At 72.0% G+C, this 22,988-nt stretch carries 20 protein-coding genes; 7 read left to right on the top strand and 13 right to left on the bottom strand.

The features are described 5' to 3' along the window. The first annotated feature begins 248 nt into the window (after positions 1 to 248). Positions 249 to 818: a hypothetical protein gene (locus ACWEIJ_RS14760; RefSeq protein ID WP_449837677.1), complete on the top strand. Its 570-nt coding sequence runs from the start codon at positions 249 to 251 to the stop codon at positions 816 to 818. Positions 819 to 891: 73 nt separating this feature from the next. Here the strand turns inward: ACWEIJ_RS14760 and ACWEIJ_RS14755 are convergent, their stop codons facing one another. Together ACWEIJ_RS14755 and ACWEIJ_RS14750 are read right to left on the bottom strand one after the other, a co-directional pair. Beyond that, the gene (locus ACWEIJ_RS14755; protein WP_449837676.1) at positions 892 to 2,643 is read right to left on the bottom strand and encodes a fatty acyl-AMP ligase; all 1,752 of its coding nucleotides are present in this window, start codon (positions 2,641 to 2,643) and stop codon (positions 892 to 894) included. After that, on the bottom strand, positions 2,640 to 4,325 hold the full coding sequence (locus tag ACWEIJ_RS14750; RefSeq protein WP_449837675.1) for a fatty acyl-AMP ligase: 1,686 nt from the start codon (positions 4,323 to 4,325) through the stop codon (positions 2,640 to 2,642). The genes ACWEIJ_RS14755 and ACWEIJ_RS14750 overlap by 4 nt, the downstream gene beginning before the upstream one ends. A gap of 181 nt (positions 4,326 to 4,506) precedes the next feature. Here ACWEIJ_RS14750 and ACWEIJ_RS14745 point away from each other — a divergent pair, with 181 nt between their 5' ends. Continuing rightward, entirely contained in the window at positions 4,507 to 5,751 is a 1,245-nt protein-coding gene (locus ACWEIJ_RS14745) for a beta-ketoacyl-[acyl-carrier-protein] synthase family protein (protein ID WP_449837777.1), read from the top strand. A 360-nt stretch (positions 5,752 to 6,111) separates the two neighbouring features. On the opposite strand, the gene ACWEIJ_RS14740 is transcribed toward ACWEIJ_RS14745, so the two are convergent. Both ACWEIJ_RS14740 and fabG read right to left on the bottom strand, forming a co-directional pair. Then, the gene (locus ACWEIJ_RS14740; RefSeq protein ID WP_449837674.1) at positions 6,112 to 6,738 is read right to left on the bottom strand and encodes a LuxR C-terminal-related transcriptional regulator; all 627 of its coding nucleotides are present in this window, start codon (positions 6,736 to 6,738) and stop codon (positions 6,112 to 6,114) included. Further along, entirely contained in the window at positions 6,738 to 7,442 is a 705-nt protein-coding gene (gene fabG, locus ACWEIJ_RS14735) for a 3-oxoacyl-ACP reductase FabG (RefSeq protein ID WP_449837673.1), read from the bottom strand. Before fabG ends, ACWEIJ_RS14740 begins: the two co-directional genes overlap by 1 nt. Before the next feature lie 212 nt (positions 7,443 to 7,654). On the opposite strand from fabG, the gene ACWEIJ_RS14730 reads away from it, so the two are divergent. Continuing rightward, a complete protein-coding gene (locus ACWEIJ_RS14730; RefSeq protein WP_449837672.1) occupies positions 7,655 to 8,611 on the top strand; it encodes an AraC family transcriptional regulator in 957 nt (318 codons plus the stop codon). On the opposite strand, the gene ACWEIJ_RS14725 is transcribed toward ACWEIJ_RS14730, so the two are convergent. Continuing rightward, entirely contained in the window at positions 8,581 to 8,997 is a 417-nt protein-coding gene (locus ACWEIJ_RS14725; protein WP_449837671.1) for a MarR family winged helix-turn-helix transcriptional regulator, read from the bottom strand. The genes ACWEIJ_RS14730 and ACWEIJ_RS14725 overlap by 31 nt on opposite strands. Before the next feature lie 95 nt (positions 8,998 to 9,092). Here ACWEIJ_RS14725 and ACWEIJ_RS14720 point away from each other — a divergent pair, with 95 nt between their 5' ends. Continuing rightward, positions 9,093 to 9,902, top strand: coding sequence for an SDR family NAD(P)-dependent oxidoreductase (locus ACWEIJ_RS14720; protein WP_449837670.1), 810 nt, complete (start codon positions 9,093 to 9,095; stop codon positions 9,900 to 9,902). On the opposite strand, the gene ACWEIJ_RS14715 is transcribed toward ACWEIJ_RS14720, so the two are convergent. Both ACWEIJ_RS14715 and ACWEIJ_RS14710 read right to left on the bottom strand, forming a co-directional pair. Then, positions 9,883 to 10,722: a class II glutamine amidotransferase gene (locus ACWEIJ_RS14715; RefSeq protein WP_449837669.1), complete on the bottom strand. Its 840-nt coding sequence runs from the start codon at positions 10,720 to 10,722 to the stop codon at positions 9,883 to 9,885. The two genes, ACWEIJ_RS14720 and ACWEIJ_RS14715, sit on opposite strands and share 20 nt — an antisense overlap. 33 nt (positions 10,723 to 10,755) lie before the next feature. Next, positions 10,756 to 12,042, bottom strand: coding sequence for a diacylglycerol/lipid kinase family protein (locus tag ACWEIJ_RS14710; RefSeq protein WP_449837668.1), 1,287 nt, complete (start codon positions 12,040 to 12,042; stop codon positions 10,756 to 10,758). 149 nt (positions 12,043 to 12,191) lie between these two features. Here ACWEIJ_RS14710 and ACWEIJ_RS14705 point away from each other — a divergent pair, with 149 nt between their 5' ends. Together ACWEIJ_RS14705 and ACWEIJ_RS14700 are read left to right on the top strand one after the other, a co-directional pair. Continuing rightward, positions 12,192 to 13,022, top strand: coding sequence for a glutaminyl-peptide cyclotransferase (locus ACWEIJ_RS14705; RefSeq protein ID WP_449837667.1), 831 nt, complete (start codon positions 12,192 to 12,194; stop codon positions 13,020 to 13,022). A 124-nt stretch (positions 13,023 to 13,146) separates the two neighbouring features. After that, positions 13,147 to 15,924 (top strand): BTAD domain-containing putative transcriptional regulator, encoded by a 2,778-nt coding sequence (locus ACWEIJ_RS14700; protein WP_449837666.1) that lies wholly within the window; start codon positions 13,147 to 13,149, stop codon positions 15,922 to 15,924. Here the strand turns inward: ACWEIJ_RS14700 and ACWEIJ_RS14695 are convergent. From ACWEIJ_RS14695 to ACWEIJ_RS14670, 6 genes are all read right to left on the bottom strand, one after another. Beyond that, the gene (locus ACWEIJ_RS14695; protein WP_449837665.1) at positions 15,891 to 16,403 is read right to left on the bottom strand and encodes a hypothetical protein; all 513 of its coding nucleotides are present in this window, start codon (positions 16,401 to 16,403) and stop codon (positions 15,891 to 15,893) included. The genes ACWEIJ_RS14700 and ACWEIJ_RS14695 overlap by 34 nt on opposite strands. 80 nt (positions 16,404 to 16,483) lie before the next feature. Continuing rightward, the gene (gene purU / locus ACWEIJ_RS14690; RefSeq protein WP_449837664.1) at positions 16,484 to 17,329 is read right to left on the bottom strand and encodes a formyltetrahydrofolate deformylase; all 846 of its coding nucleotides are present in this window, start codon (positions 17,327 to 17,329) and stop codon (positions 16,484 to 16,486) included. Continuing rightward, entirely contained in the window at positions 17,326 to 17,910 is a 585-nt protein-coding gene (locus ACWEIJ_RS14685; RefSeq protein ID WP_449837663.1) for a sarcosine oxidase subunit gamma, read from the bottom strand. The genes purU and ACWEIJ_RS14685 overlap by 4 nt, the downstream gene beginning before the upstream one ends. Further along, positions 17,900 to 20,710 (bottom strand): 2Fe-2S iron-sulfur cluster-binding protein, encoded by a 2,811-nt coding sequence (locus tag ACWEIJ_RS14680; RefSeq protein WP_449837662.1) that lies wholly within the window; start codon positions 20,708 to 20,710, stop codon positions 17,900 to 17,902. The genes ACWEIJ_RS14685 and ACWEIJ_RS14680 overlap by 11 nt, the downstream gene beginning before the upstream one ends. Next, positions 20,707 to 20,988 carry a sarcosine oxidase subunit delta gene (locus ACWEIJ_RS14675; RefSeq protein ID WP_167979291.1) on the bottom strand — a complete coding sequence of 94 codons (282 nt, stop codon included), beginning with the start codon at positions 20,986 to 20,988 and terminating at the stop codon, positions 20,707 to 20,709. Before ACWEIJ_RS14675 ends, ACWEIJ_RS14680 begins: the two co-directional genes overlap by 4 nt. 11 nt (positions 20,989 to 20,999) lie before the next feature. Further along, positions 21,000 to 22,229: a sarcosine oxidase subunit beta family protein gene (locus ACWEIJ_RS14670; protein ID WP_449837661.1), complete on the bottom strand. Its 1,230-nt coding sequence runs from the start codon at positions 22,227 to 22,229 to the stop codon at positions 21,000 to 21,002. Positions 22,230 to 22,297: 68 nt separating this feature from the next. Here ACWEIJ_RS14670 and ACWEIJ_RS14665 point away from each other — a divergent pair, with 68 nt between their 5' ends. Then, entirely contained in the window at positions 22,298 to 22,957 is a 660-nt protein-coding gene (locus ACWEIJ_RS14665; protein WP_449837660.1) for a GntR family transcriptional regulator, read from the top strand. Positions 22,958 to 22,988: the final 31 nt, after the last annotated feature.

Below are 22,988 nucleotides of genomic sequence, written 5' to 3'. Positions count from 1 at the left end.
CCTCCGTCGTCGCAGGCAGGACGGCACCGAGGTTAGGAGCCGATCAATGGACCGCACCACGTGTGCGGCCACCACCGCGCACGCGCGGCCGACGGTGAACCGCCCCATTGACTTGAGCGGTCGACGCGAATATGGCGGACACCGCCGGACGATGCCCTTTCGGGCGGCCGCAAGGGCATCGTCACCCGCACTCATCGGCGTTGACGCGTGCCGGTACCGCTCGTCATCCTCGGCAGCGGAGGCCTGCCATGCGCGAACGGTTGCCGGAGGAGAAGCCCAGCCCGCGGGCACACCGCCTGCCCTCAGCCGCCCCCGCTGAACGGGGACTGCTGAGCCTTCAGGCTACCGCGGGCAACCGCGCCGTCGCCGGCCACATCTCGGTGCAGCGCAACGTCGGCGTCACCCGCAGCGTGTACCGCACGCTCACCGGGCTGGGGTTGCCGTCCAGGACCTTGTTCCGGATAGACGCCCGCGGCATGTACGGGCCACGCCCGCTCCCGGCCGGGACCACGGGGTACCGGGTCGCCTACAACTGCCGGATCTGGATCGGCAACCGGCACAACGTCGTCGCGAGCGACTGGCAGCCGACCTGGCTGACGGTCGGACCGGATCCGGCCACCGGCACGGCGGTGTCCGAGACACGCCTGCGCGACCTCCTGTCGGACGCCGCCGCGGCCACCAACCTCATGGACTACCCGAGTCCGGGGGCCGCGCAGGAAATGTTCCGCATCAACGTTCGCGCGCGGTTCAGCACCTACCTGCCCAACGTCGTCACTGCGGTGAACGACGACCCGCCGCCTGGACATCCCTGTCCATGACCGGCTCACACACGGCACCCGACACCAAAGCCCCGCCCACGCCGCACGCCTCCACCGCCCGCGACCAGACAGCTCACACACCCGGCACCCGACCCTCCAGCCTGCCCGCGCTGTAGGCCTCCCGGCACCCACCCCGCAACAGCTTCCCGCTGGCGCTGCGCGGCAACGTGCCCGGCGCGAGCAGCACCACGTCGTCCACCCGCACCCCGTGTCCGGTGTGGACGGTGCGGCGCACCGCCATCGCCACCTCGTCGGCGTCGACCTCACCGATCGCTTCCACCAGCACGACGACGCGTTCCCGTTGCCCGTCCTCGACCCCGAGCACGCAGCACCCGGTCACCGCCGGATGTGCGGTCTCCGCGGTGGCCTCCAGGTCGTGCGGGTGGTGGTTCGCGCCGGCCACGATGATCACCTCTTTGGCCCTGCCGGTGACGAACAGCTCGCCGTCCCAGCGGAACCCCGTGTCGCCGGTGCGCAGGAACGGGCCGCGCCTGCCGGGCAGCTCGGCGTGGAACACCTGGTCGGGCCGGTTCCAGTAGCCGGTGCCGACGCTCGGGCCCTGCACGAAGATCTCGCCCACCTCACCCTCCGCGCATTCCTCCAAAGTGGACTCCGCAGCCACCACCACGGTGATCGACGACGGGACGGGACCGCAGCTCACCAGCCGCCTGCCGCCGGGTGGGTCGACCGGGCGGGCGCGGCCCTGCGTCAGCGCCTCGGCGTCGCAGCGCAAGGTCATCGGGCCCTCGCCCACGACCGCGCTGGTGACCATCACGGTCGACTCCGCGAGGCCGTAGCCCGGTACGAGCGTGCCCCGGCGGAACCCGGCGGGCGCGAACACCTCGCAGAACCGGTCCAGGGTCTGCGCCCTGACCGGTTCGCCGCCGATCAGCGCCATCTCCCAGCCGCTCAGGTCGAGGCCGGTGAGCTGGACCTCGGAGATGCGCCGCACGCACAGGTCGAGCGCGAAGTTCGGCGCGCAGCTGTCCGCCCGGCCGACCTGCGAGATCAGCCGCAGCCAGCTGATGGGGCTGCGCACGAAGACCCCGGCCGGGAACAGCAGCGCGGACCTCCCCGCGTACAACGGATCCAGCACGCCGCCGATCAGGCCCATGTTGTAGTGCGACGGCAGCCACGACACGCTCGTCGGACGCGGCAGGCCCTCCTCGTCGGACGCGCGGTAGAGGTTGTCGTGGATCAACGCGAGGTTGTGCAGCACGTTGCCGTGGGTCAGCGTCACGCCCTTGGGCTCGCCGGTCGATCCCGAGGAGTACTGCAGGTACGCGGGCGAGTTGATGCCGATGGACGGCGGCGTCCACCGGTCGGCCAGCCCCGGGTCGATCTCATCGACGGCGAGGCGCACCAGGTCCGGGAGCGACTCCTCGATCACCGGCAGGCACTTGGCGAACGTGAGCCCGGTGGAGAGCAGCAGGTCCGGCCGGCAGCTCGCGACGATCGACTCGATGCGGCTCACCTTCACGCTGGTGCGGGTGCCGTCGAGCGGTGCGACCGGCACCGCGATCAGGCCCGCGTACAGGCAGCCGAGGAACGCGATGTGGAAGTCCAGGCCGGGTTCGAAGCACAGCAACGCGCGGGTGCCCGGTTGCGCGAGCGCCGTGAGGTGCACCGCCAGCGCCCGCGCCCGGCGGTCGAGGTCGGACAGCGTCAGCGCGTCCCACTCGGTGCGTCCGTCGGCGTAGAACGTGTACGCCCTCATGTCGGGCTCGGCCGCGGCACGGGCCTGGCACAGCTCGACCAGCGTGGTGAACTTGCGCCTGCCGCCGGCGACACCCTTCGGCAGCCGCACTCCGTCGCGGAGGTTCATCCCCTGTCTCCCAACATCAGCGTCCGGCACGCGGCCCTGCGCAGCTTCCCGCTCGTGGTGAGCGGCAGGGTGCCGGGCGAGAGCAGCACGACCCGGCCCAGCACGACCCCGTGTTCGGCCTGCACCGCGGCCGAAACGGCGTTGCGGATCTCGTCTCGCGGCGTGGCGCGGTACCGGTGCTCGACCTCGGCGAGCACCACCACGTCCTCGCCGTCCATCACCGCGCACGCCGCCCGCAACGACGGGTGGCCGCCCACCGCGGTCGCCTCGACGTCGTACGGGTAGAGCTGGCGGCCGTCGACCTCCAGCAGGTCCGGGATCCGGCAGGTGACGAAGAGCTGGCCCTCGAACAGGAACCCCAGGTTCCCGGTGCGCAGGAACTTCCGGCCCGCGACCTGCGCGCCGAACGTCCGCTCGGTGCCGGCGGGGTCGGCCCAGTAGCCCGCACCGATGCTGGGCCCGGACACGAGGATCTCGCCGACCTCGTCGTCGCCGAGGGGCTCGCGGGTCTCCGGGTCCACGATGACCACCTCCAGCGACGGATCGGGCTCGCCGCAGCCGACCAGGCTGCGCGCGCCGGCACCGCTCTTGGCCCGCGCGACCCGTCCCTGTTCCAGCGCGTTGGTGTCGAACGGCCGCACGACCGGCTGTCCCTCCAGCGGGCCGCCGCTGACCAGCACCGTCGACTCCGCCATGCCGTAGCTGGGGAAGAACGCCTCCCGGCGGAACCCGCACGGGGCGAACCGCGCCGCGAACCGGTCGATCGTGGCCGCGCGCAACGGTTCGTCGCTGATCGCGGCGATGCGCCAGCGGCTGAGGTCCAGGCCGTCGCGCTGGTCGTCGCTGACCCGGCGCAGGCACAGTTCGTAGCCGAGGCTGGGCGCCGCCGCGATCTCCGCGCCGTACCGGGAGATCGCGCGCAACCAGTTGGCGGGCACCCGCGCGAAGGACTGCGCGGACATCAGCACGGACAGCTGGCCGAGGTAGAGCGGTTGCAGCACGCCGCCGATCAGCCCCATGTCGTGGAACACCGGCAGCCACGACACGGTCGGCGCGACCCGCCCGAAGTCCTCGTCGGGCCGCGAGCCGCCGCGGACGATCAGCGCGAGGTTGTGCAGCACACCCGCGTGCGTCAGGACGACCCCCTTGGGCCTGCCCGTCGTGCCGGACGTGTACTGCAGGTACGCGACCTCGTTCGACTCGTGCATCTCCCGGAACTCGTCGGAACCGTCGACGACCTCGTCCGTGGCGAGCGGCGTGATCGGCCGGTCGCCGAGGATCACGTGCATCGACACGATCGTGTCCTTCGTGGACAGCAGGAGCGCCGGCCGGCAGTCGTCGGCGATGGCGATCAACCGGCTGTGCCGTGCGTCGCCGGTGGCCCGGCGCACGGAGGGGGCTGGCACGGCGATGATCCCCGCGTACAGGCATCCGAGGAACGCCGCCACGAACTCGATCCCCGGTGGATGGCACAGCAGCGCGCGTGATCCCGGCAACGCCAGCTCCCGCAACCGCACGGCGATCGCCCGCGCCCGGCGGTCGAGCTCCGCGTAGGTGATGGTGGCCGACTCGACCACCCCGCTCTCCAGGAACACGAACGCGCGTTCCTCTCCTCTCAACGCCACCTGCCTGCGGCACAGGTCCGCCAGGTTGGCCACGTCGGCCGCCACTTCCGCTGACATGCGCACCACTCCCCGCCATCACCGATTTCCCTTGCGGGGCGGACGTTACGGAGATCCGGCTCCGTTGTGATCAGTCGCGCGACGGAGGCGCGGATCCGTCGCGCGACCGCTGCCGCGGCGGCGTTCGCGGTGGTGTTCTCGATGCATGTCATACGAGAGCACCTTCCTCGACTTCTCCCTGATGCACCCGTCGCTGCCCCCGCTACCCGGCGGGGAGGAGGAGATCGTCGTGACCGGACTGGGCATGTCCACTCCCCAGGGCGGGGACGTGCAGTCCACTTGGGACGGACTGCTCGCCGGTCGTTCCGGCGCTCGCGTGCTGGACACGCCGTGGTCGGCCGACCTGCCGGTGCGGATCGGCGCGCCGGCGCACGAGGATCCCGGCCAGTACCTGGACCGCGTGGCCCGCCGCCGCATGGACCGCTGCCAGCAGCTCGCCGTCGTCGCGGCCCGGCAGGCGTGGGCGGACGCGGGCGCGCCCGCGGTGGAGTCCGAACGGCTGGCGGTCGTGTTCGGCACCGGACTGGGCGGCGGCGGCACGCTCGTCGAGCAGTACGAACGCTGCCAGGAGCTCGGCCCGGACCGCGTCTCCCCGTTCACCGTCACGATGCTCATGCCCAACGGCCCCGCGGCCGCCGTGAGCATGGATCTCGGCGCGCGGGGCGGGGCGCACGCGCCGACCAGCGCGTGCGCGTCCGGCGCGGAGGCGATCGCGCTCGGTGCCGCGCTGCTGCGCCGCGGTCTCGCGGACATCGTCGTCGCGGGCGGCACCGAGGCGTGCCTGGGCAGGTTGTCCATCGCGGCGTTCGCGCGGATGGGGGCGTTGTCCCGCAAGCATTCCGACCCCGAAAGCGCGTCCCGGCCGTTCGACTCGGCCCGCGACGGCTTCGTCATGGCGGAAGGAGCGGGCGCACTCGTGCTGGAACGCGGCTCGTTCGCCCGCGCGAGAGGGGCGAAGATCGCCGCGAAGCTCGCCGGCATCGGCATGACCTCCGACGCGCACGACATGACCGCCCCGTCGCCGGACGGCCAGATCCGCGCCATCCGGCACGCGCTGCGCTCGGCGGGCCTGAGCCCGTACGACATCACGCACGTCAACGCGCACGCACCGGGAACCCAGGTCGGCGACCGCGTCGAGGCGGCCGCCGTCCTGGAGGCCCTGGGCCCGCACCCGCTGGTCACCGCGACGAAGTCGGTGACCGGCCACCTGATCGGCGGCGCGGGCGCGGTCGAGGCCATCTTCACCGTGCTCGCCGTGCGGGAGGGTGTGGTGCCGCCGACGCGCAACCTCGACGACCAGGACTCCGACGTGAAGCTGGAGATCGTCGCGGACCGGCCGCGGCACGCGCGGATCGGGGCGGCGATCTCCAACTCCTTCGGGTTCGGGGGCCACAACGTGGTGCTCGCCTTCACCCGGTCCGGCTGAGCGGAGCGAGGCGTTGCGCGGCCACAACGTCGTGGCCCACGCTCACTCGGTCCGGCTCCGCGCCGCACGGCGTTGCGCGGCCACAACGTCGTGGCCCACGCTCACTCGGTCCGGCTCCGCGCCGCACGGCGTTGCGCGGCCACAACGCCGTGGCCCACGCTCGCGCCGCCCGGCTCCGCGCCGCACGGCGTTGCGCGGCGACAACGCCGTGGCCCACGCTCACTCGGTCCGGCTCCGCGCCGCACGGCGTTGCGCGGCCACAACGCCGTGGTTCTCGCTCACTCGGTCCGGCTGAGCGGAGCGAGGCGTTGCGCGGCCACAACGGCGTGGCCCACGCTCACCCCGCCCGGCTCAGCGGCTTCACCCGGTCCGGCTCAGCAGTCCCAGCCGCTGTGCGAACAGCGCCGCGTGCATCCGGTTGGGCTGCCCGAGCTTCGCCAGGATGTGCGACACGTGGGACTTGACCGTGGCACAGGTGAGGTAGAGCTCGCGCGCGATCTCGTCGTTGCTGCGCCCCCGCGCCATGCGCGCGAGCACCTGCCGTTCCCTCTCGCTCAACAGCCCCAGCCCGCGGTCCACCTCCTCGGGCGGGGGCAGGATGTCGAACCGGTCGAGCAGCCGCCCCGTCACCTCGGCACACAGATACGCGTGCCCCCGCGCCACCGCCCGCACCGCCGCCAGCAGCTCCTCGTGACTGGCCCGCTTCAACAGGAACCCGCGGGCGCCATCGGTCAGCACCTGGTGCAGCTGCGCGTCACTCCCCTCCCCGGCCAGCGCGATGACTCCACCGGCACAGGCCCGCAGCCGCGCCAGCTCCGCGACGTCCGAGGTGATCACCACCCGCGGCCGGTGGCGCTGGGCGAGCCGCAGTCCCTCGGCCACGTGCGAGGCCTCCCCCACCACCACGAGGTCGCCGGCCTCCTCCAGCGCGTGCCGGAACCCTCGGCGGACCAGCACCTCGTCGTCGATCAGCAGGACGGACGACATCAGTGCCCCATCCCGAGCCCGCCGTCGACCGGGATCACCGCGCCCGTCACGTACCGGGCGTCGTCGCTGGCGAGCCACAGCACCGTGGCCGCCACCTCGTCCGGTTCGGCGAAGCGGCGCAACGGGATCGCGTCGCGGTACTGCTTGCCGTAGTGCTCGGGCAGGGTCGCGGTCATGTCGGTGTTGACGTAGCCGGGCGCGACGACGTTCGCCGTGACGCCGCGGCTGCCCAGCTCGCGGGCCAGCGAGCGGGCGAGACCGATCAGGCCCGCCTTGCTGGCCGCGTAGTTCGTCAGGCCCGCGCTGCCGTACATGCCGACCACCGACGACATGAAGATCATCCGGCCGCGCCGGGCGCGCACCATCCCCGTGGCGGCACGACGGGCGCACCGCCACGCGCCGGTGAGGTTCGTGTCCACGACCGACGTGAACGTGTCCTCGGTCATGCGGGTGATGAGCGTGCTGTCGGTGACGCCGGCGTTGGCCACCAGCACTTCCACCGGGCCCAGCTCCGCCTCCACCGCGGTGAACGCCGCGTCGACCTGCTCGCGGTCCCTCACGTCGCACTTCACGCCGAACGCGCCGTCCGGGCAGTCGCCGCCGCGGTGCGTCACCGCCACCTTCGCGCCGTTGCCGAGGAACGCCTCGGCGACGGACCTGCCGATGCCCCGGTTGCCGCCTGTCACCAGAACCGTGCGGGTCATAGGTGCTCCTTTTGGATCATCGGCGTCCGGGTGATGCCGCCAGTCGGTCACCCGGCCGCCCCTATCGTGGGAACGGCCTCGGGCACCGGCGCCCTCAACCTGGTTCGACGTTAGGGAGATCAACGGTGTCGCCTGATGGCCATCGCGGCCGACGTGTTGACCTTTCCGGCCAACCGGTCCGGTTCCACCGCGGCACGGCCGGGGTGCGCGCCATGGTGGAGGTGGGCGCCGAGCACGGTGTCGACGCGCGGAAGTGCTTGCAGGACACCGGGATCTCACCCGAGATGCTGACCGGGGACGCGGTGGTGCGCGGCACGCAGGAGCTGGCCGTGGCGGCGAACCTCGTCCGCGCGACCGGGCACGCGCCCGGTGTCGGCCTCGCGGTCGGCGAGCGGCTTTCGTTGCGCGCCTACGGGGTCTGGGGTTTCGCGCTGCTGACCTGCCCGACGGTGCGGGCCGCCGTCGAGTTCGGCCTGCGCTACCTGCCGCTCACCTACGCGGTGACCGGACTGAGCCTGCGGATGCGCGGCGACGAGGCCCAGCTGGTCGTGGAGGACGGACAGGACCTGGCGGGGCTGCGGCCCTTTCTCGTCGAACGGGAGATCGCCGTCACGGCGGGCATGCTGCGCACCATCCTGGACCGGCCGCCGCCGTCGATGCGCGTGGAGCTGCGCGGCGATCCCACGTCCGTCGACTACGGACGCGCGCTCGGCGCACCGGTGAGGTTCGGCGCGCCGCACAACGCGATCGTCACCGACGCCGCCGTGCTGGACCTCCCGCTGCCGCAGGCGGATCCGCTCACCATGACGGCCTGCGAACGCGCGTGCCGGTCGCTGCTGCTCGAACGCTGCTCCCCGTGCGTCGCGCAGAACGTGCGGAAGATCATCGCGGAGGGCGTGACCGACGCCGGTGAGATCGCCGCGCGCCTGCACCTGTCGACCCGGACGCTGCGCCGCCACCTCGCCGAGGAGGGGACGTCGTTGCGGCAGCTCGTCGACGAGGCCAGGCGGGTCAGGGCGATCGAGCTCATCACGCTGCACCAGCTGACCGTCGAGCAGGTCGCGCTGCGCCTGGACTACGCGGACGCGGCCGCGTTCATCCGCGCGTTCCGCAGGTGGACGGGCACCACCCCGGCCGCCTACGCGAGGTCTTCGCCCAGCATGCGCTGAAGCAGGTCGCGCAGCTGCTTCTTGTCCGCGGTGCCGAAACTGGCCAGCGGGTCGGCGGCGAACCTCAGCTGCCGCTGGAACTTCACCGTGAGCTCCTGGCCCAGTCCGGTGCGCACGATGTACTTGACGCGGCGGTCGGTCTCCCCCGGCCGGCGCTCGACGAGCCCGCGCGCCTCCAGCCGGTCGATGATCCCGGTCACGTTCGACCGCTCCGAGCCCAGCTTCTCGGCGATCTGGTGCATCGGCTTCGGTTCGTCGAGCGCGACCAGCACCTTCGCCTGGATCGACGTCAGCTCCAGCGACGAGGCGGCCTGCTCGTACTCCTTGGTGTAGCGCTGGACGATCCGCGCGATGAGCCCGATCACCTCGGCTGTGAGCGCGTCCATGCCACCAGCCTACCGGAAATAGTTGACGACATGAACCATCGTCTGGCAAACTAGTTCATGTCAATAACTATCCACCCCATGAATCAAGGAGCACCATGTCTCCCGTTGTCCTGATCACCGGCACGTCCTCCGGCATCGGCCTCGCCGCCGCGGTCCAGGCCCAGCAGGCCGGTTACCGCGTGGTGGCGACGATGCGCGACACCTCCCGTGCGGACGATCGGCTCAAGGACATGGACGTCCGGCGGCTCGACGTCACCGACCCCGCGTCGGTGGCCGAGGTCGTCGAGAGCGTCGTGCGCGACTACGGCCGGCTCGACGCCCTGGTCAACAACGCGGGCGCCGGGCACCTCGGCACCGTCGAGACCGACTCGATCGAGAACTACCGCAAGGTCATGGAGGTGAACTACTTCGGCGTGGTCGCGATGACCAAGGCCGCGATGCCGCACCTGCGTGCCGCCAAGGGCAGGGTCGTCACGGTCAGCAGCGTCGGCGGAGTGTTCGGCCAGCCGTTCAACGAGGCCTACTGCGCCGCGAAGTTCGCCGTCGAGGGCATGATGGAGTCCCTCGCCCCGGTCGCCGCCCAGCAGGGCGTGACCGTGTCCGTCGTCGAGCCCGGTGCCGTGGCCAGCGAGTTCGTCTCGAACGTCGGCGTCGACCGCGAGTCGGCGATCGAGGCGGCCGGCCCGTACGGCGCGTTGCTGCAGGCTTACCTCAACCGCACCGCGTCGGCGTTCAGCGGCGCGCAGACCTCGGCCGAAGCCGCCGCGACGATCATCAGCGCGCTCACCGAGGAGCGGCCGCCGTTCCGTCTGCAGACCTCCGACTCGGCCCGCGCGTTCGTCGCCACCAAGCTCGCGGACACCGACGGCACCGCCGTGCAGAAGCTCACCACCGGCTGGCTCTGACCGGTTCGAACGCGCGGATCTCCTCGTCCTCGCCGCTGATCGCCACGCAGGACGACTCGGGCACCTCGCGCCACGCGCCGTGCAGGTCGCCCAGCGGTTCCGACACCACCAGCCGCGTGCCCGCGGACAGCGAGTGCAGCGTCGGGTTGTCCGGGTACTGCTCCTGCAGCGTCGTGACGTCCCTGCTGTGGAAGAGACTCCGCGACCGGCCCTGGCTGGAGTAGCGGAACGCCCAGGTGGTCTCGCCGTCGGTCGTCGCGACGGTCATCTGGAGCGGATGCACGATCCCCTGTTCCGCGCCCGCCTCCTCGACGCAGCCGACCGCGCGGGCCACCGCCGCCGGCGGGTCGGTCTCCAGGCCGAACGTCAGGGCCAGGTGGAAGAGGATCTCGGAGTCCGTCGACCCCTCGATCCCGGCGTAGAGCGACGGGTCCACGCGCAACGCGAGCTCCCTGCGCACCAACGGGAAGTCCGCGATCAGCCCGTTGTGCATCCACAGCCACCGCCCGTACCGGAACGGGTGGCAGTTGGTCTGCTGCACCGCGGTGCCGGTGGACGCCCGGACGTGCGCGAACACCCGGCCCGAGGCGATCCGCGCGGACAGCTCGCGCAGGTTCCGGTTGTTCCAGGCGGGTTCGGTGCTGAGGAACAGGCCAGGTGTCCGCGCGTCCGCGTACCAGCCGACGCCGAAGCCGTCGCCGTTGACGGCCTCCACGCCCAGCCGGGCGTGCCGGCTCTGGGTGACGAGCGAGTTCTCCGGTTTGTAGAGGAGATCCTCCAGCAGGACCGGAGAACCCGAGTACGCGAGCCATCGGCACATGCCGTCCTCCTTGTGTGGTTGGCGGCCTCATCCTCATCGGGTGAAGGCCAGGCGGCGCAGCTCGTGCCAGTCCAGGTCCGGTCGTGACGCCGCCGCTGTCCCGCGGTGCCTCGGCACCCGTACCCGCAGGGCTCCCGGCCTGGTCGTGCAGCGCACGGGCGTGGGCATCGTGACGGCCTCGCCGTCCACGCCCACCGGGAGCAACGGTGCGTCGGCGGTGATCACGACCTCCGGCGCGGTCCGTTCGAGCAGCGCGTTCGAGCCCCGTCGCCCGCGCAGCAGACCGGCGGCCTCGGCGGCGTCGTGGACCGTGACGGCGAGAACGCCCAGCCGGCCACCATCGAGCTGCGGCCGGCGCCCCCACCCGGCCAGATCGCCCGTGCCGTACGGGTTGTTGCTGATCAACACCGCCTGCGGGCCTTCGACCTCGGCGTCCCCGGCCCGCAGGCGCAGTCGCCGCGCCGGCCGCTCCTCGGTGAGCAGGTCCGGTAAGAGGTCGAGCATCGTGGCCATCTTGTCGTCGCGGTAGGCGGGGCTGCGCACCAGCTCGGCGTAGGCACCGAACGACGCGTTGTTGACGAACGTGCGGTCGCCGATCACGCCGAGGTCGACACGCAGCTCGACGCCGTCGGTGAGGGCTTCGAGACAGCCGATCGGGTCGTCGCGGTCCAGGCCGAGGTCGAGGGCGAAGTGGTTGCGCGTCCCGGCGGGGATCACCAGGAACGGCACCCCGTGCGCGGCCGCGACGTCCGCCACGAGCGCCTGGGTGCCGTCACCTCCGGCCACGCCCAGCAGGTCGGCCCCCTCGCGGACGGCTTGGCGGGCGAGCTCGGCGACGTCCCGCGTGCCGTCGAGCAGGCACACCCGCGCCCCCAGCAGCCACGCCCGCTCCACCAGCCCGAACCGCTCGACCTTGCCCCCGCCCGACCGCGGGTTCATGATCAGGAACGGTCGGCTCGGCGGCGGGGTCTCCTCCTCGTCCGGATCATGGACGCTGGTGAGCGCACGCCGCCCGCAGGCCAGCGCGATCATCCACAGCGCGGCGGCCGCCCCGACCACCCACACCAGGTGGGCCCGCGCGTACACGACCGCCACCGCCACCGGCGCGAAGACCACCAGGAACCCGGCCAGCCACCGCACCACGCCGTGGTGGACGAGGAACCACCAGGCACCGGCGAGGGTCACCACCGTCCCCGCCAGACCGACCAGCACGAGACCGATGCCGGCCCGCGGCCCGGCCACCGCCAGAACCAGCACGACCGCCGCCGCCGCGGCGAGAAAGGCGAACCGGGCGAGCCATCGACGTCTCGTGTCAGCCATGTCGTCGTCCCTTCGGGTGGAGCTGCCGTGCCGCAAGAGTCGTGGGCTGCTCCTGTTCGCGGCCTCCTCCGCGAGGGATGAGCACGGCGGAGAAGGCCATCCGCCGCGGGCGAGGTGGGCACCGCCGCCTGCCCGACACGATCGATCTCGTGACTTCCTCACGCGTCAACGACCTGCCGGCCCGGCGGCTCGCCTTCGCCGCCCTGCTGGCGTTCTCGCCGGCCGCCTGCGCGTCCGCCGCCTCCACTCCCCCGCACTTCGCCGCTTCGTCACCGGTCACCACGACCACCTCCGTGTCGCGGCACTTACACGCACGGGTGCTCGAACGCGTCCGCACCGACCGGGCCGACACCCGCGGTCTGGAACTCGTCGGCGACACCCTGGTGGAACTCGCCGGCCCGGCGGTCCGCGCGCTGTCCGTGACCGGTGCCCCGCGCGCCCGGCAGAACGCGCCCGGCACGCCGACGGACGGCGGCATCGCGCTCGCCCCGGCCGGCCTGTGGCATCTGAGCTCCGGCTCCACGGTGCTGCGCGATCCGGTCACGCTGGCGGAACGACGGCGTGCGCCCGCCTCCCACGAGACCTGGGGCCTGTGCGACGACGGCACCCGCCTGGTGCAGTCCGACGGCACGACGCGGTTGCTGCTGCGCGACCACGACACCGCCGCCGTCATCGGCGAGGTGCGGGTCGCCAGCCGCGAGTGGTCCACCGCGCGGCTCGGCGACCTGGACTGCGTGGCCGTCAACGGCTATCCGCAGGCGTGGGCGGTGGTGTCGGGAACCGACTGGCTGATCCGCGTCGACCTCTCCACCGGAGTGGTCACGGCGGTCGCGGACCTCACCGCGGTGACGGTCGCCGAGCAGCCGACCGGCGTGGACGAGGTGGTGGGCGGGATCGCCGCGGTGGCCGGTGCGGCGGACGAGCTGTGGGTGAGCGGGCACCGCTACGGCTACCGCTACCGGATCCGCCTGCAGCCGTGATCGGTTGCCGGGTTGCAGCGCCTGCGTCGACGAATTGCCGCGAACCGGCACGAAGGCCGCGGCACCGCCGCTATCCTCCCGCCCGGAGTCGCCGAGGAGCGGAGGGGCCATCAGCGGGTTGAGCGTGCGGCTGCTGGGACCGCTCGAGGTCTGGCGGGACGACCGCAGGGAGAGCCTCGGCGGTGTCAAGCAACGGGCGCTGCTGGCGCACCTCGCGTTGCACGCGAACACCGGCGTCTCGCTCGACCAGCTCGTCGAGGTGCTCTGGCCGGCGTCGCGGCCGCGGTCGGTGGTGTCGAACGTCCGCACGTACGTCTGGCAGTTGCGGCAACTGCTCGACGACCGCCTGCGCACGCACGGCACCGGCTACCTGCTGGAGGTCGAGCCGCACGAGCTCGACGCGGTGCTGTTCGAGCGCCTGGTGGCGCAGGCACGCCGCCATCCTGATGAGGCACTGAAGTTGTTGCGCCAGGCGGAATCCCTGTGGCGCGGCCGTCCGCTCGAAGACCTGCCCGGCCACGACTCCTGGGCGCCCGCGCTCGCCCGCCTCGACGAGGCCCGGCTCGCGGCGACCGAGCAGCGGCTCGCGTTGCAGGTGGCTTCGGGTGAGAGCGCCGCGGCGATTCCCGAGCTGCGGGCGTTGCTGGCGGAACATCCGTACCGCGAGAGTGTGTGCGGGCAGCTCGTCGTTGCGCTGCAACGGGACAACCGGCGGGCCGAGGCGTTGCAGGTCTACGCGGAGATGCGCGAACGGCTCGCGGACGAGCTCGGGCTGGAGCCGGGACCGGCGTTGCGCGAGGCTCAGCTGGCGGTGCTGCGGGACGAGCCGGCTGTCCCGGTGCGGCAGCTGCCACTCTCGGCGGTCCCCCACCACGACCCGGCCGCCTCCCTCCACCAGCTGCCACCCTCCGCGTCCGACTTCTGCGGCCGCGCAACGCAAACCGAGACCCTGACCGCGGCCCTGCGACGACCCTCGGTGTCGGCACCGGTGGCCGGCGTGACCGGACCACCCGGCGTCGGCAAGTCGACGCTCGCGATCCGGGTGGCGCACCTGGTCAGCGACCACTTCCCGGACGGCCAGCTGTACGTCGACCTCGCCGGCACGTCCGAACACCCGCGCGAGGCGGGCGACGTGCTCACGGAACTGTTGCACGCCATGGGTATCACCGGGGCCGGACTGCCGTCGCAGGTCACCGCCCGTGCCGCGCTCTACCGGTCGCGGCTCGCGGGACGGCGGGTGCTGGTGGTGCTCGACGACGCCGCCTCGGTGAGCCAGCTCGTGCCGCTGCTGCCCGCCGACGCCGGGTGCGCGGTGCTGGTCACCAGCAGGCGCAGGCTGTCCGAGCTGCCCGGCGCGGTGCAGCTGGAGCTGCCGCCGTTCGAACCCGGCGAGGCGGCCGAGCTGCTCGCGGGCATCGCGGGTGAGGACCGCGTCAGCGCCCAGCCCGACGAGGCCGCGGCCATCGCCCGCGCGTGCGGGCACCTTCCGCTGGCGATCCGGGTGGCGGGCGCGCGGCTGGCCGGGCGCAGCGGGTGGTCGATGCAGGTGCTGCGGGAACGGCTGGTCGACGAGTCGACTCGGTTGCGGGAGCTCAGCTCCGGTGAGCTGGCGGTGCGGGCGAGCTTCGACCTGAGCGTCCGGCAACTGCCCGGCCGCGAGTTCCGGGCGTTCGTGCGGCTCGCGTTGCTGGGAGCGCAGGACTTCCCCGGCTGGGTGGTCGAGCCGCTGCTCGGCGAGCCGGACACCGAGCACCTGGTGGACGGGCTGGTCGACGCGAACCTGCTGGAGTCGTGCGGTGCCGACGGGATCGGCCAGCCGCGCTACCGGTTGCACGACCTGTTGCGCTGCCACGCGTTGGAGCTGGCCGACGCCTTGCCGGACCGGCGAGAGACGCTGGAACGCACGTTGCGCGCCTGGCTGTGGCTCGCGGTCACGGCCGCGCGCCGGTTGCCGGTCACGTTCGGCACGACCATCGCCGACGTGAAGGAAACGGCGGCGCCGGAACACCTGCTGGCCGACCCGGTCGCGTGGTTCGAGGCGGAACGGCGGACGTTGTGCGGCGCGGTGGACCTCGCCGCGGCCGCCGGGCTCGACGAGGTGGCGTGGCAGCTCGCCGCGGCCTGCGTGCCGTTCTTCGACCTGCACAGCCACTACGAGGACTGGGCCCGCACGCACGCGCGGGCGTTGCAGGCCGTCCTGGCGACGGGCAACGAGGCCGGTGAGGCGGCGTTGCGGCGCGGCATCGCCCAGGTGCACATCTACCGCGACGAGTTCGCCGACGCCGAACGGGAACTGCTTGCGGCCCAACAGCTCTACCGGACCATCGGTGACGAGCGAGGGCAGGGCACGGCGGTCGCGGGCGTCGGCGTGGTGTACCGGCTGCGTGCCGAGTACGAGCACTCGATGGCCTGCTACACCGAGGCGTTGCGGCTGCTGGAGGCCGCGGGCGATCCGCACTCCGCGGCGCACGTGCGGGCGTCGATCGGCGCGGTCCACGGCGCACTCGGCGAGCTGGAGGAGGCCCGCGGGTGGCTCACCGGTGCCCGGCGGCTCGCCGCCGAACTCGGTGACGCGCACCGGGAGGCGCTCGTGCTGGTCCGGCTGGCGGCGCTGCACCGCAGCACGGGCGAGCACGCGGAGGAACTGGTCAGCGCGCGGCGGGCCGTGTCGATCCTGATGGACCTCACCGACGAGCGGTGCACGGCGTACGCCCAGGTCGAGCTGGCCGAGGCGTTGCTGTCGAACGGGCACCCGCAGGCCGCGCACGACCTGGTGAGCCAGGCGCTGGAGACCTACCGGCGCACGGGCAACCGGGAAGGCGAACCCGCCGCGCTGCGCACGTTGGCGCGCGCGGCGGGCGCACTGGATCAGTTGCTGTTGCCGGGCTTCCAGCCGAGGTAGTTGCGGAAGTAGCCGACCGAGCTGCCGTGCCCGATCTTGCCGCCGACGCTGGTCGACCAGAACCCGCCCGCGCCGTCCGCGATGCCCACGTGGCCGTTCGAGCTGGTGTTCCAGAACACGAACGCGCCCTTGGGCGGCGTGCCGGTGGTGTGGCGGGCGCCGTCGGACGACCGCCAGTGCTCGATGGCCGAGGCGTGGTGGGTCGTGCGGTCCCACGCCAGGCGCACCGCGCGCTCGCAGTAGCCCTCGTACGCGGTGCTGCCGCGGCGGTCCGACATCCACTTGATCGCGCCGGCCGCGGTCTGCTGGATCGCGACGTCGCCGGCCGGCGCGGTGGCCGTGTCGTCGAGCCACGGCGCCGCGATCTCGACGTCCGGGCTGAACACTTCGTCGGTGGCCGCGCCGGCCGGAGCGGCGGTGCTGATGACCGCCGCGCCCAGCAGGCCGACGACCGCGGCCGTCACTTTGGTGAACCGCATGAACATCCCCTTTTCCCTGACTGCACTGCTCCCGCAGCCTCTCGGGGGGACATCCACGGCCGATACATCGTCGATACAAGTCAGCGGAACACGACCGTGCCGTTCCCGTTGGGCAGCACGCGGTGCTCGCAGTGCCACCGCACCGCACGCGACAGGGCGAGCGCCTCGGCGTCCCGGCCGACCGCGGTGAGCGAGCGCGGGTCGAAGGAGTGGTCGACGCGCAGCACCTCCTGCTCGATGATCGGGCCCTCGTCGAGGTCGGGCGTCACGTAGTGGGCCGTCGCGCCCACGTACTTCACACCGCGGTCGTAGGCCTGGTGGTACGGCTTGGCGCCCTTGAAGCCCGGCAGGAACGAGTGGTGGATGTTGATCACCCGCCCGGCCAGCTTCTCGCACAGGTCGTTGGACAGCACCTGCATGTACCGCGCCAGCACCACCAGGTCGGCCTGGTACTCCTCGACGAGCTCCAGCAGCCGTTGCTCGGCGAGGTGCTTGGTCTCGGCGGTGTTGGGCACGTGCACGAAGTCGAGTCCGGCCGCCTCCGCCATCGGGCGCAGGTCCTCGTGGTTCGACACGACCACCGCGATCTCGCCGCCGAGGCTGCCCGCGCGCCAGCGGAACAGCAGGTCGTTCAGGCAGTGGCCGGCCTTCGACACCATCACGAGGATGCGCGGCGCGCGCTCGTCCCACAGGTCGAAGCTCATCTCGAACTGGTTCGCGACCGCGGCGAACGCCGTCGCGAGCTCGTCGGCGTCGGCCGACGCGCACGTGAAAGCGGTGCGCAGGAACAGCTTGCTGCGGACGTCGTCGTCGAACTGCTGGTGCTCCACGATGTCGCAGCCGTGGTCGACGAGGAACGACGTGACGGCGTGGACGATGCCCGCCCGCTCGGGGCAGCTCAGCGTGAGGGTGAAGTGCCGGCTCATGACGCCACTCCGTACTCGGCGCACGCGTCGCTCAGCCAGGCCGCGAGGTACTCGGCGAACGACGACCGGACCAGCAGCGTCACGTCGTCGTCGTGCACCTGCAGGACGATTCCCGTCCTGGCGAGCAGCGTCTGCACGCAAGTGCCGGTGGGAGCCGAAGACGGGTGCAGGTCCACGGCACATCCGTGAGCGAGCACGTCCCGGACGTGCGGCCCTTGAAGGACCAGGGTCGTGCGCTGCGCCGAAGTGTCCACAACGGACCCGCGCGATGATCCGAGCGCGCCACGCAACACCTCCTCGATCGCGATCTGCAGGTCGGGTGCCGCCGTCACGAGGAACTCGTCGGGGCCGAGCCAGAGCACCTCGACGTCCCCGAACGGCCCGGAGCCGGCGTTGAAGGTGCACGGAACCGAAGGGAACCGCGTGCCCAGCGCCGAGCCCATCGCCGCGATGGCGTCGGGGTCCGACGCGCGCACGGTGAGCTGCGAGCGGAAGGGCCGCTCCGCCACGTGCAACGCGGGAGCGAGCGCCGCCAGCCGGTCGGTCCAGGCCGCCAGCGGACTGGTCGGGTCAGCCGTCACGACGGGCTCCTTCCTTGTCGTAGAGCACGGATTCCGTGACGGTGACCGGCACGAGCTCGTCCTCGACCGGCACGTACAGCGTCTCGCCGATGCGTTCGTGACCGGACCGCACGAGAGCGAGCGCGAAGGTCCGGCCGAGCGCCGCGCTGGGGTAGCTGGACGTGACGTGACCGAGCATCCGCACCGGCGGTTCGGGCAACCGGTCGGTCTCGACGATCTGCGAACCCTCCGGCAGCAACACGTTCGGGTCCACGGGCAGCAGGCCCACCAGCTGCTTGCGGTCGCCGCGGTTGTTCTCCGCGCGCGCGAACGACCGCTTGCCGATGAAGTCGGGCTTCTTCTTCGACACGGCCCACGACATGCCCAGGTCCTGCGGCGTGACCGTGGCGTCGGTCTCCTGGCCGATGATCGGGTAGCCCTTCTCGGCGCGCAGCACGTGCATCGTCTCCGTGCCGTACGGCGTGATCCCGTACTGCTCGCCCGCCGCCATCAACGCCTCCCACACGGCGAGGCCGTGCCAGGCGGTCACGTTGATCTCGTAGGCGAGCTCGCCGGAGAAGCTGATCCGGCACACGCGCGCCGGCACTCCCGCGACCTCGGCGTCGTGCCAGGTCATGAACTCGAACGCCTCGTTGCTGACGTCCAGTCCGGGCGCCACCGCGGCCAGCACGTCACGGGACCTGGGGCCCACCAACGGAATCGTGGCCCAGTGCTCGGTCACCGAGGTGCAGTGCACGTCGAGGTGCGGCCACTCCGTCTGCAGCCACTCCTCCATCCAGTCGAGGATCTTGGCGGCGTTGCCGGTCGTCGTGGTGACCAGGTACCGCTCCTCGCCGATCCGGATGACCGTGCCGTCGTCGATCACCATCCCGTCCACGCCGCACATGACGCCGTACCGGATCCGGCCGACCTTCAACGTGCTCATCATGTTCGTGTAGAGCATGTCGAGGAACTTGCCCGCGTCACGGCCCTGCACGTCGATCTTGCCGAGCGTCGAGCCGTCCATCATCCCGACGCCCTCGCGCGTCGCCCGGCACTCGCGCAGCACGGCCGCGTGCAGGTCCTCGCCGTCGCGCGGGTAGTACCAGGGCCGCTTCCACTGGCCGACGTTCTCGAACAACGCCCCGTGCGCCACGTGCCACGGGTGGATCGCCGTGACGCGCACCGGGTCGTGCAGCTCGCCGCGGTTGCGCCCGGCCAGTGCCGCGAACGACACCGAGGTGTAGGGCGGGCGGAACGTCGTGGGCCGCTGGTCCGCCAGTTCCACGCCCAGCGCTTCGGCGACGATGCCTGCCGCGATCATGCCGGACGTCTTGCCCTGGTCGTGGGCCGTGCCGATGGTCGTGTACCGCTTGATGTGCTCCAACGACCGCAGGCCCGCACCCGTGGCGCGCAGCACGTCCGCGACGGTCGCGTCGCGCTGCAGGTCGACGAAGCTGGTGTCCTCGTTGCCGGGGACGCGCCACAGCACCAGGCCGGTGCGTGCCGTGCAACGGGAGTCCGACACCGGCAGCGGCACCTGGCCGCCGGGCGTGAAGCCGGAAGTGGCGGCCTCGCCTGCTTCCCGGCCCTGGCGCACGCACGCGGTGAGGTCGAGTTCTCCGGTCGCGGAACCGGCGACGCGCACGGTGGGGAGGCCCTCGCCCGGCACGAACGCGCCGAGCTGGGCGTCGTAGCGCAGCGTGCCGCGAGCCTGGCTGAACAGGCTGACGACGGGATTCCAACCGCCCGACACCAGAAGCGTGTCGCATTCAACTCGCTTCTCACCGAGGTGCACAGCGGTGACCCGGCCGACACCTTCGGTCCCGGTCACCACCTGCCCGGCCAGCACCTCGATCCCCCGCGCCGCGCACTCCGTCGCCAGCCGTGCCGGCGCCTCCGGCCGAGCGTCCACGATCAGCGCGATGTCCACACCGGACTCCGCCAGATCGATCGCCGCGCAATAGGCACTGTCGTTGGTCGTGAACACCACCGCCCGCGATCCGGGCACCACCCCGTACCGGTGCAGGAACGTCCGCGCGGCCGAGGCCAGCATGATCCCGGGCCGGTCGTTGTCCGCGAACACCACCGGACGTTCGTGCGCACCGGTGGCCAGCACGGTCTGCTTGGTCCGGATCCGCCACACCCGCTGCCGCGCAACGGAAGCAGGCGCCGCGAACCCGAGGTGGTCGGTGCGCTTCTGCAGCGCGAGCACGAACCCGTCCTGGTACATGCCGAACGCCGTGGTGCGCTCCAGCACCAGCACGCCGGGCGTGGTCTTCAGCTCGGCCACGACGTCCGCGACCCACTCCGCGGACGGCCGGTCGTCCAGGTACTCGTCCACGCCGAGTAACGACCCACCGGCTTCGTTCTGCTCGTCGACCAGCACCACCCGCGCCCCGCTGCGCGCGGCCGTCAGAGCGGCCACCAGCCCGGCGGGCCCGGCGCCGACGACCAGCACGTCGCAGTGCTCGTGCTTGGCGTCGTACCGCGCCGGATCGGGCTCCGCGGACAGCCGTCCCTGCCCGGCCAGCCCACGTGCGACCAGCCCGTCGTACAGCTCGACGGTGGTGGCGAGCAGCATCGGTTCCGGGAAGGGCGCCTCGATCTGCACCAGCGACGTCGGGTCCTCGGAGCCCGCCGCGACGATCCCGCGCGGCCGGCCGAGCTTCACACTGCTGCCGATCTCGTGCACCCCGTGGGCGAGCAGGGCCGAGGCGAGCGTGTCACCGGGGTGTCCGGTGTAGGACCGGCCGTTGAAGGTGAAGTGCAGCAAGGTGTTCCGGTCGATCTTGCCACCGATGGGCGTGCGGAACGTCATGACGCCACCTCCGGCATCGGCTCGCCGGCGCGGTACACGGCGAGCAGGTCGTGGGTGCGGGTGTCGCGGACGGCGTTGAACCACCGCCGGCACCCCGCGCTGTGGCTCCAGCGCTCGGCGAACGGGCCGCTCGGGTTGTCCCGGAAGAACACGTACTGCGCCCACTCCTCGTCGGTGAGCGCCGACGGGTCCTCGGGGTACGCGACGTGCGCCTGGCCGCCGTAGTGGAACTCCGCTTCCTCGCGCGGCCCGCACCACGGACACGGGATGAGTTGCATGTCAGCTCCTGCTAGTGCGCCACGGCTGCGGCGCCGTGCTCGTCGACGAGGGCGCCGGTGGTGAAGCGCTCAAGGGTGAACGGCTCGTTGTACGGGTGCGGCTTGTCGTGGGCGATGGTGTGCGCGAAGCAGTCACCGACACCGGGCGTGGCCTTGAACCCGCCGGTCCCCCAGCCGCAGTTCAGGTAGAGACCCTGGACTGGCGTGAGACCGACGATCGGCGACGCGTCGGGGCTCACGTCGACGATGCCCGCCCACGTCCGCAGCAGGTGCGCCCGCGCGAAGACCGGGAACAGCTCCAGCGCCGCGGCCATCTGCTGCTCGATGATGTGGAACGAACCCCTTTGGCCGTAACCGTTGTAGTTGTCGATCCCGGCGCCCATCACGAGCTCTCCCTTGTGCGCCTGGGAGACGTAGACGTGCACCGCGTTCGACATGACGACGGTCGGGTGGACGGGTTCGAGCAGCTCGGACACCAAGGCCTGCAACGGGTGCGAGGCGAGCGGCAACCGCAGGCCGACCATCGCCGCGAGCACGGAGCTGTGCCCGGCCGCGCACAACGCGACGCGACCGGCGGCGATGCGGCCACGCGAGGTCTCCACCGCGGTGATCCGGCCGCCGGCCGTCTCCAGCCCGGTGACCTCGCAGTTCTGGATCAGGTCGACACCCATCGCGTGCGCGGCCCGCGCGTAGCCCCAGGCCACGTAGTCGTGCTTCGCGATGCCCGCGCGCGGCTGATAGGTGGCGCCCAGCACGGGATACCGCACGTCCTGCGAGACGTTGACGATCGGGCAGATCTCCTTGACGCCCGCGGCGTCCACCCATTCCGCGTCGATCCCGTTGAGCCGGTTGGCGTTGACGCGCCGGACGCTGTCGCGCACGTCCTGCAGGCTGTGCGCGAGGTTCAGCACGCCGCGCTGGTCGAACAGGATCGGGTAGCCGAGGTCGTCCTCCAGGCCCTCCCACAGCTTCAACGAGTGCTCGTAGATGCCGGAGCTCTCGTCCCACAGGTAGTTGGACCGGATGATCGTGGTGTTGCGGGCCATGTTGCCGCCCGCGAGCCAGCCCTTCTCCAGCACCGCGACGTTCGTGATGCCGTGGACCTTGGCGAGGTAGTAGGCGGTCGCGAGGCCGTGCCCGCCACCGCCGACCACCACGACGTCGTAGGAGGCCTTGGGTTCCGGGTTCTCCCAGAGGAAGTCCGGGTGCTCGGGCAAATGTGCTCCGGGCGGGCTGGTCATCGCGACGCCTCCAGCGAAATCACCTGGTCGACTACTGGTATATCAGTCTGTGCAGTACCGTAGGTCACATGAACACGCAGGTCAACGACGAGCCCGCGGCCTCCTCGATGACGGAGCAGGCGTACGCCGTGCTGCGCGACCGCCTGGTGATGCTGGAGATCAAGCCGGGCGAACCGATCAACGAGGACCGGCTGCGCACCGAGCTCGGCGTCGGCCGCACCCCGATCCGCGAGGCCCTGAAACGGCTTGAGCAGGAACGGCTCGTCGTCGCCTTCCCGCGCCGCGGCACGTTCGCCACCGACGTCAACATCTCCGACCTCTCCCACATCTCCGAGGTCCGCCGCACGCTGGAACCCCTCGCCGCGTCCGCCGCCGCCGAACGCGCCACCGCGGCGGACCGGGCCGCCCTGACCGCGCTGCGGTCGGAGCTGGAGACCGCCGCCCGGCCGGGCGACAACACCGCGCTGCTGCGCGACGACGTCGGCGTGCACCGCGCGATCTACCGGTGCGTGCACAACCCGTTCCTCGAGGACACCCTGATCTCCTACGACAACCTGGCCACGCGCATCTGGTGCGTCTTCCTGCCGCGGCTGTCCGGGATGGCCGGGCACGTCGACGAGCACGTGCCGCTGCTGACCGCGATCGTGGAGGGTGACGCCAAGAAGGCGGGCGAGCTGGCCTCTCAGCACGTGATCGGGTTCGAGCGGGCGATCAGGGCGCTCATTTGACGAGTGCCGTGACCGGCGGCCTTCGCCCCGT

The sequence above is a fragment of the Lentzea sp. NPDC004789 genome (genome assembly GCF_053601075.1).
Note: the sequence above shows the minus strand (reverse complement) of the source record. Positions and strands in the feature narration are given on the sequence as shown.

Excerpts from the sequence above, each read along its gene's own strand:
- ACWEIJ_RS14725 (WP_449837671.1), bottom strand. The coding sequence starts at position 8,997 with ATGGACGCGCTCACAGCCGAGGTGATCGGGCTCATCGCGCGGATCGTC.
- ACWEIJ_RS14710 (WP_449837668.1), bottom strand. The coding sequence starts at position 12,042 with ATGGCTGACACGAGACGTCGATGGCTCGCCCGGTTCGCCTTTCTCGCC.
- ACWEIJ_RS14695 (WP_449837665.1), bottom strand. The coding sequence starts at position 16,403 with ATGCGGTTCACCAAAGTGACGGCCGCGGTCGTCGGCCTGCTGGGCGCG.
- ACWEIJ_RS14665 (WP_449837660.1), top strand. The coding sequence starts at position 22,298 with ATGAACACGCAGGTCAACGACGAGCCCGCGGCCTCCTCGATGACGGAG.
- purU (WP_449837664.1), bottom strand. The coding sequence starts at position 17,329 with ATGAGCCGGCACTTCACCCTCACGCTGAGCTGCCCCGAGCGGGCGGGC.
- ACWEIJ_RS14720 (WP_449837670.1), top strand. The coding sequence starts at position 9,093 with ATGTCTCCCGTTGTCCTGATCACCGGCACGTCCTCCGGCATCGGCCTC.
- ACWEIJ_RS14740 (WP_449837674.1), bottom strand. The coding sequence starts at position 6,738 with ATGTCGTCCGTCCTGCTGATCGACGACGAGGTGCTGGTCCGCCGAGGG.
- fabG (WP_449837673.1), bottom strand. The coding sequence starts at position 7,442 with ATGACCCGCACGGTTCTGGTGACAGGCGGCAACCGGGGCATCGGCAGG.
- ACWEIJ_RS14675 (WP_167979291.1), bottom strand. The coding sequence starts at position 20,988 with ATGCAACTCATCCCGTGTCCGTGGTGCGGGCCGCGCGAGGAAGCGGAG.
- ACWEIJ_RS14715 (WP_449837669.1), bottom strand. The coding sequence starts at position 10,722 with ATGTGCCGATGGCTCGCGTACTCGGGTTCTCCGGTCCTGCTGGAGGAT.
- ACWEIJ_RS14680 (WP_449837662.1), bottom strand. The coding sequence starts at position 20,710 with ATGACGTTCCGCACGCCCATCGGTGGCAAGATCGACCGGAACACCTTG.
- ACWEIJ_RS14745 (WP_449837777.1), top strand. The coding sequence starts at position 4,507 with ATGCACCCGTCGCTGCCCCCGCTACCCGGCGGGGAGGAGGAGATCGTC.
- ACWEIJ_RS14755 (WP_449837676.1), bottom strand. The coding sequence starts at position 2,643 with ATGAACCTCCGCGACGGAGTGCGGCTGCCGAAGGGTGTCGCCGGCGGC.
- ACWEIJ_RS14670 (WP_449837661.1), bottom strand. The coding sequence starts at position 22,229 with ATGACCAGCCCGCCCGGAGCACATTTGCCCGAGCACCCGGACTTCCTC.
- ACWEIJ_RS14750 (WP_449837675.1), bottom strand. The coding sequence starts at position 4,325 with ATGTCAGCGGAAGTGGCGGCCGACGTGGCCAACCTGGCGGACCTGTGC.
- ACWEIJ_RS14730 (WP_449837672.1), top strand. The coding sequence starts at position 7,655 with ATGGTGGAGGTGGGCGCCGAGCACGGTGTCGACGCGCGGAAGTGCTTG.
- ACWEIJ_RS14760 (WP_449837677.1), top strand. The coding sequence starts at position 249 with ATGCGCGAACGGTTGCCGGAGGAGAAGCCCAGCCCGCGGGCACACCGC.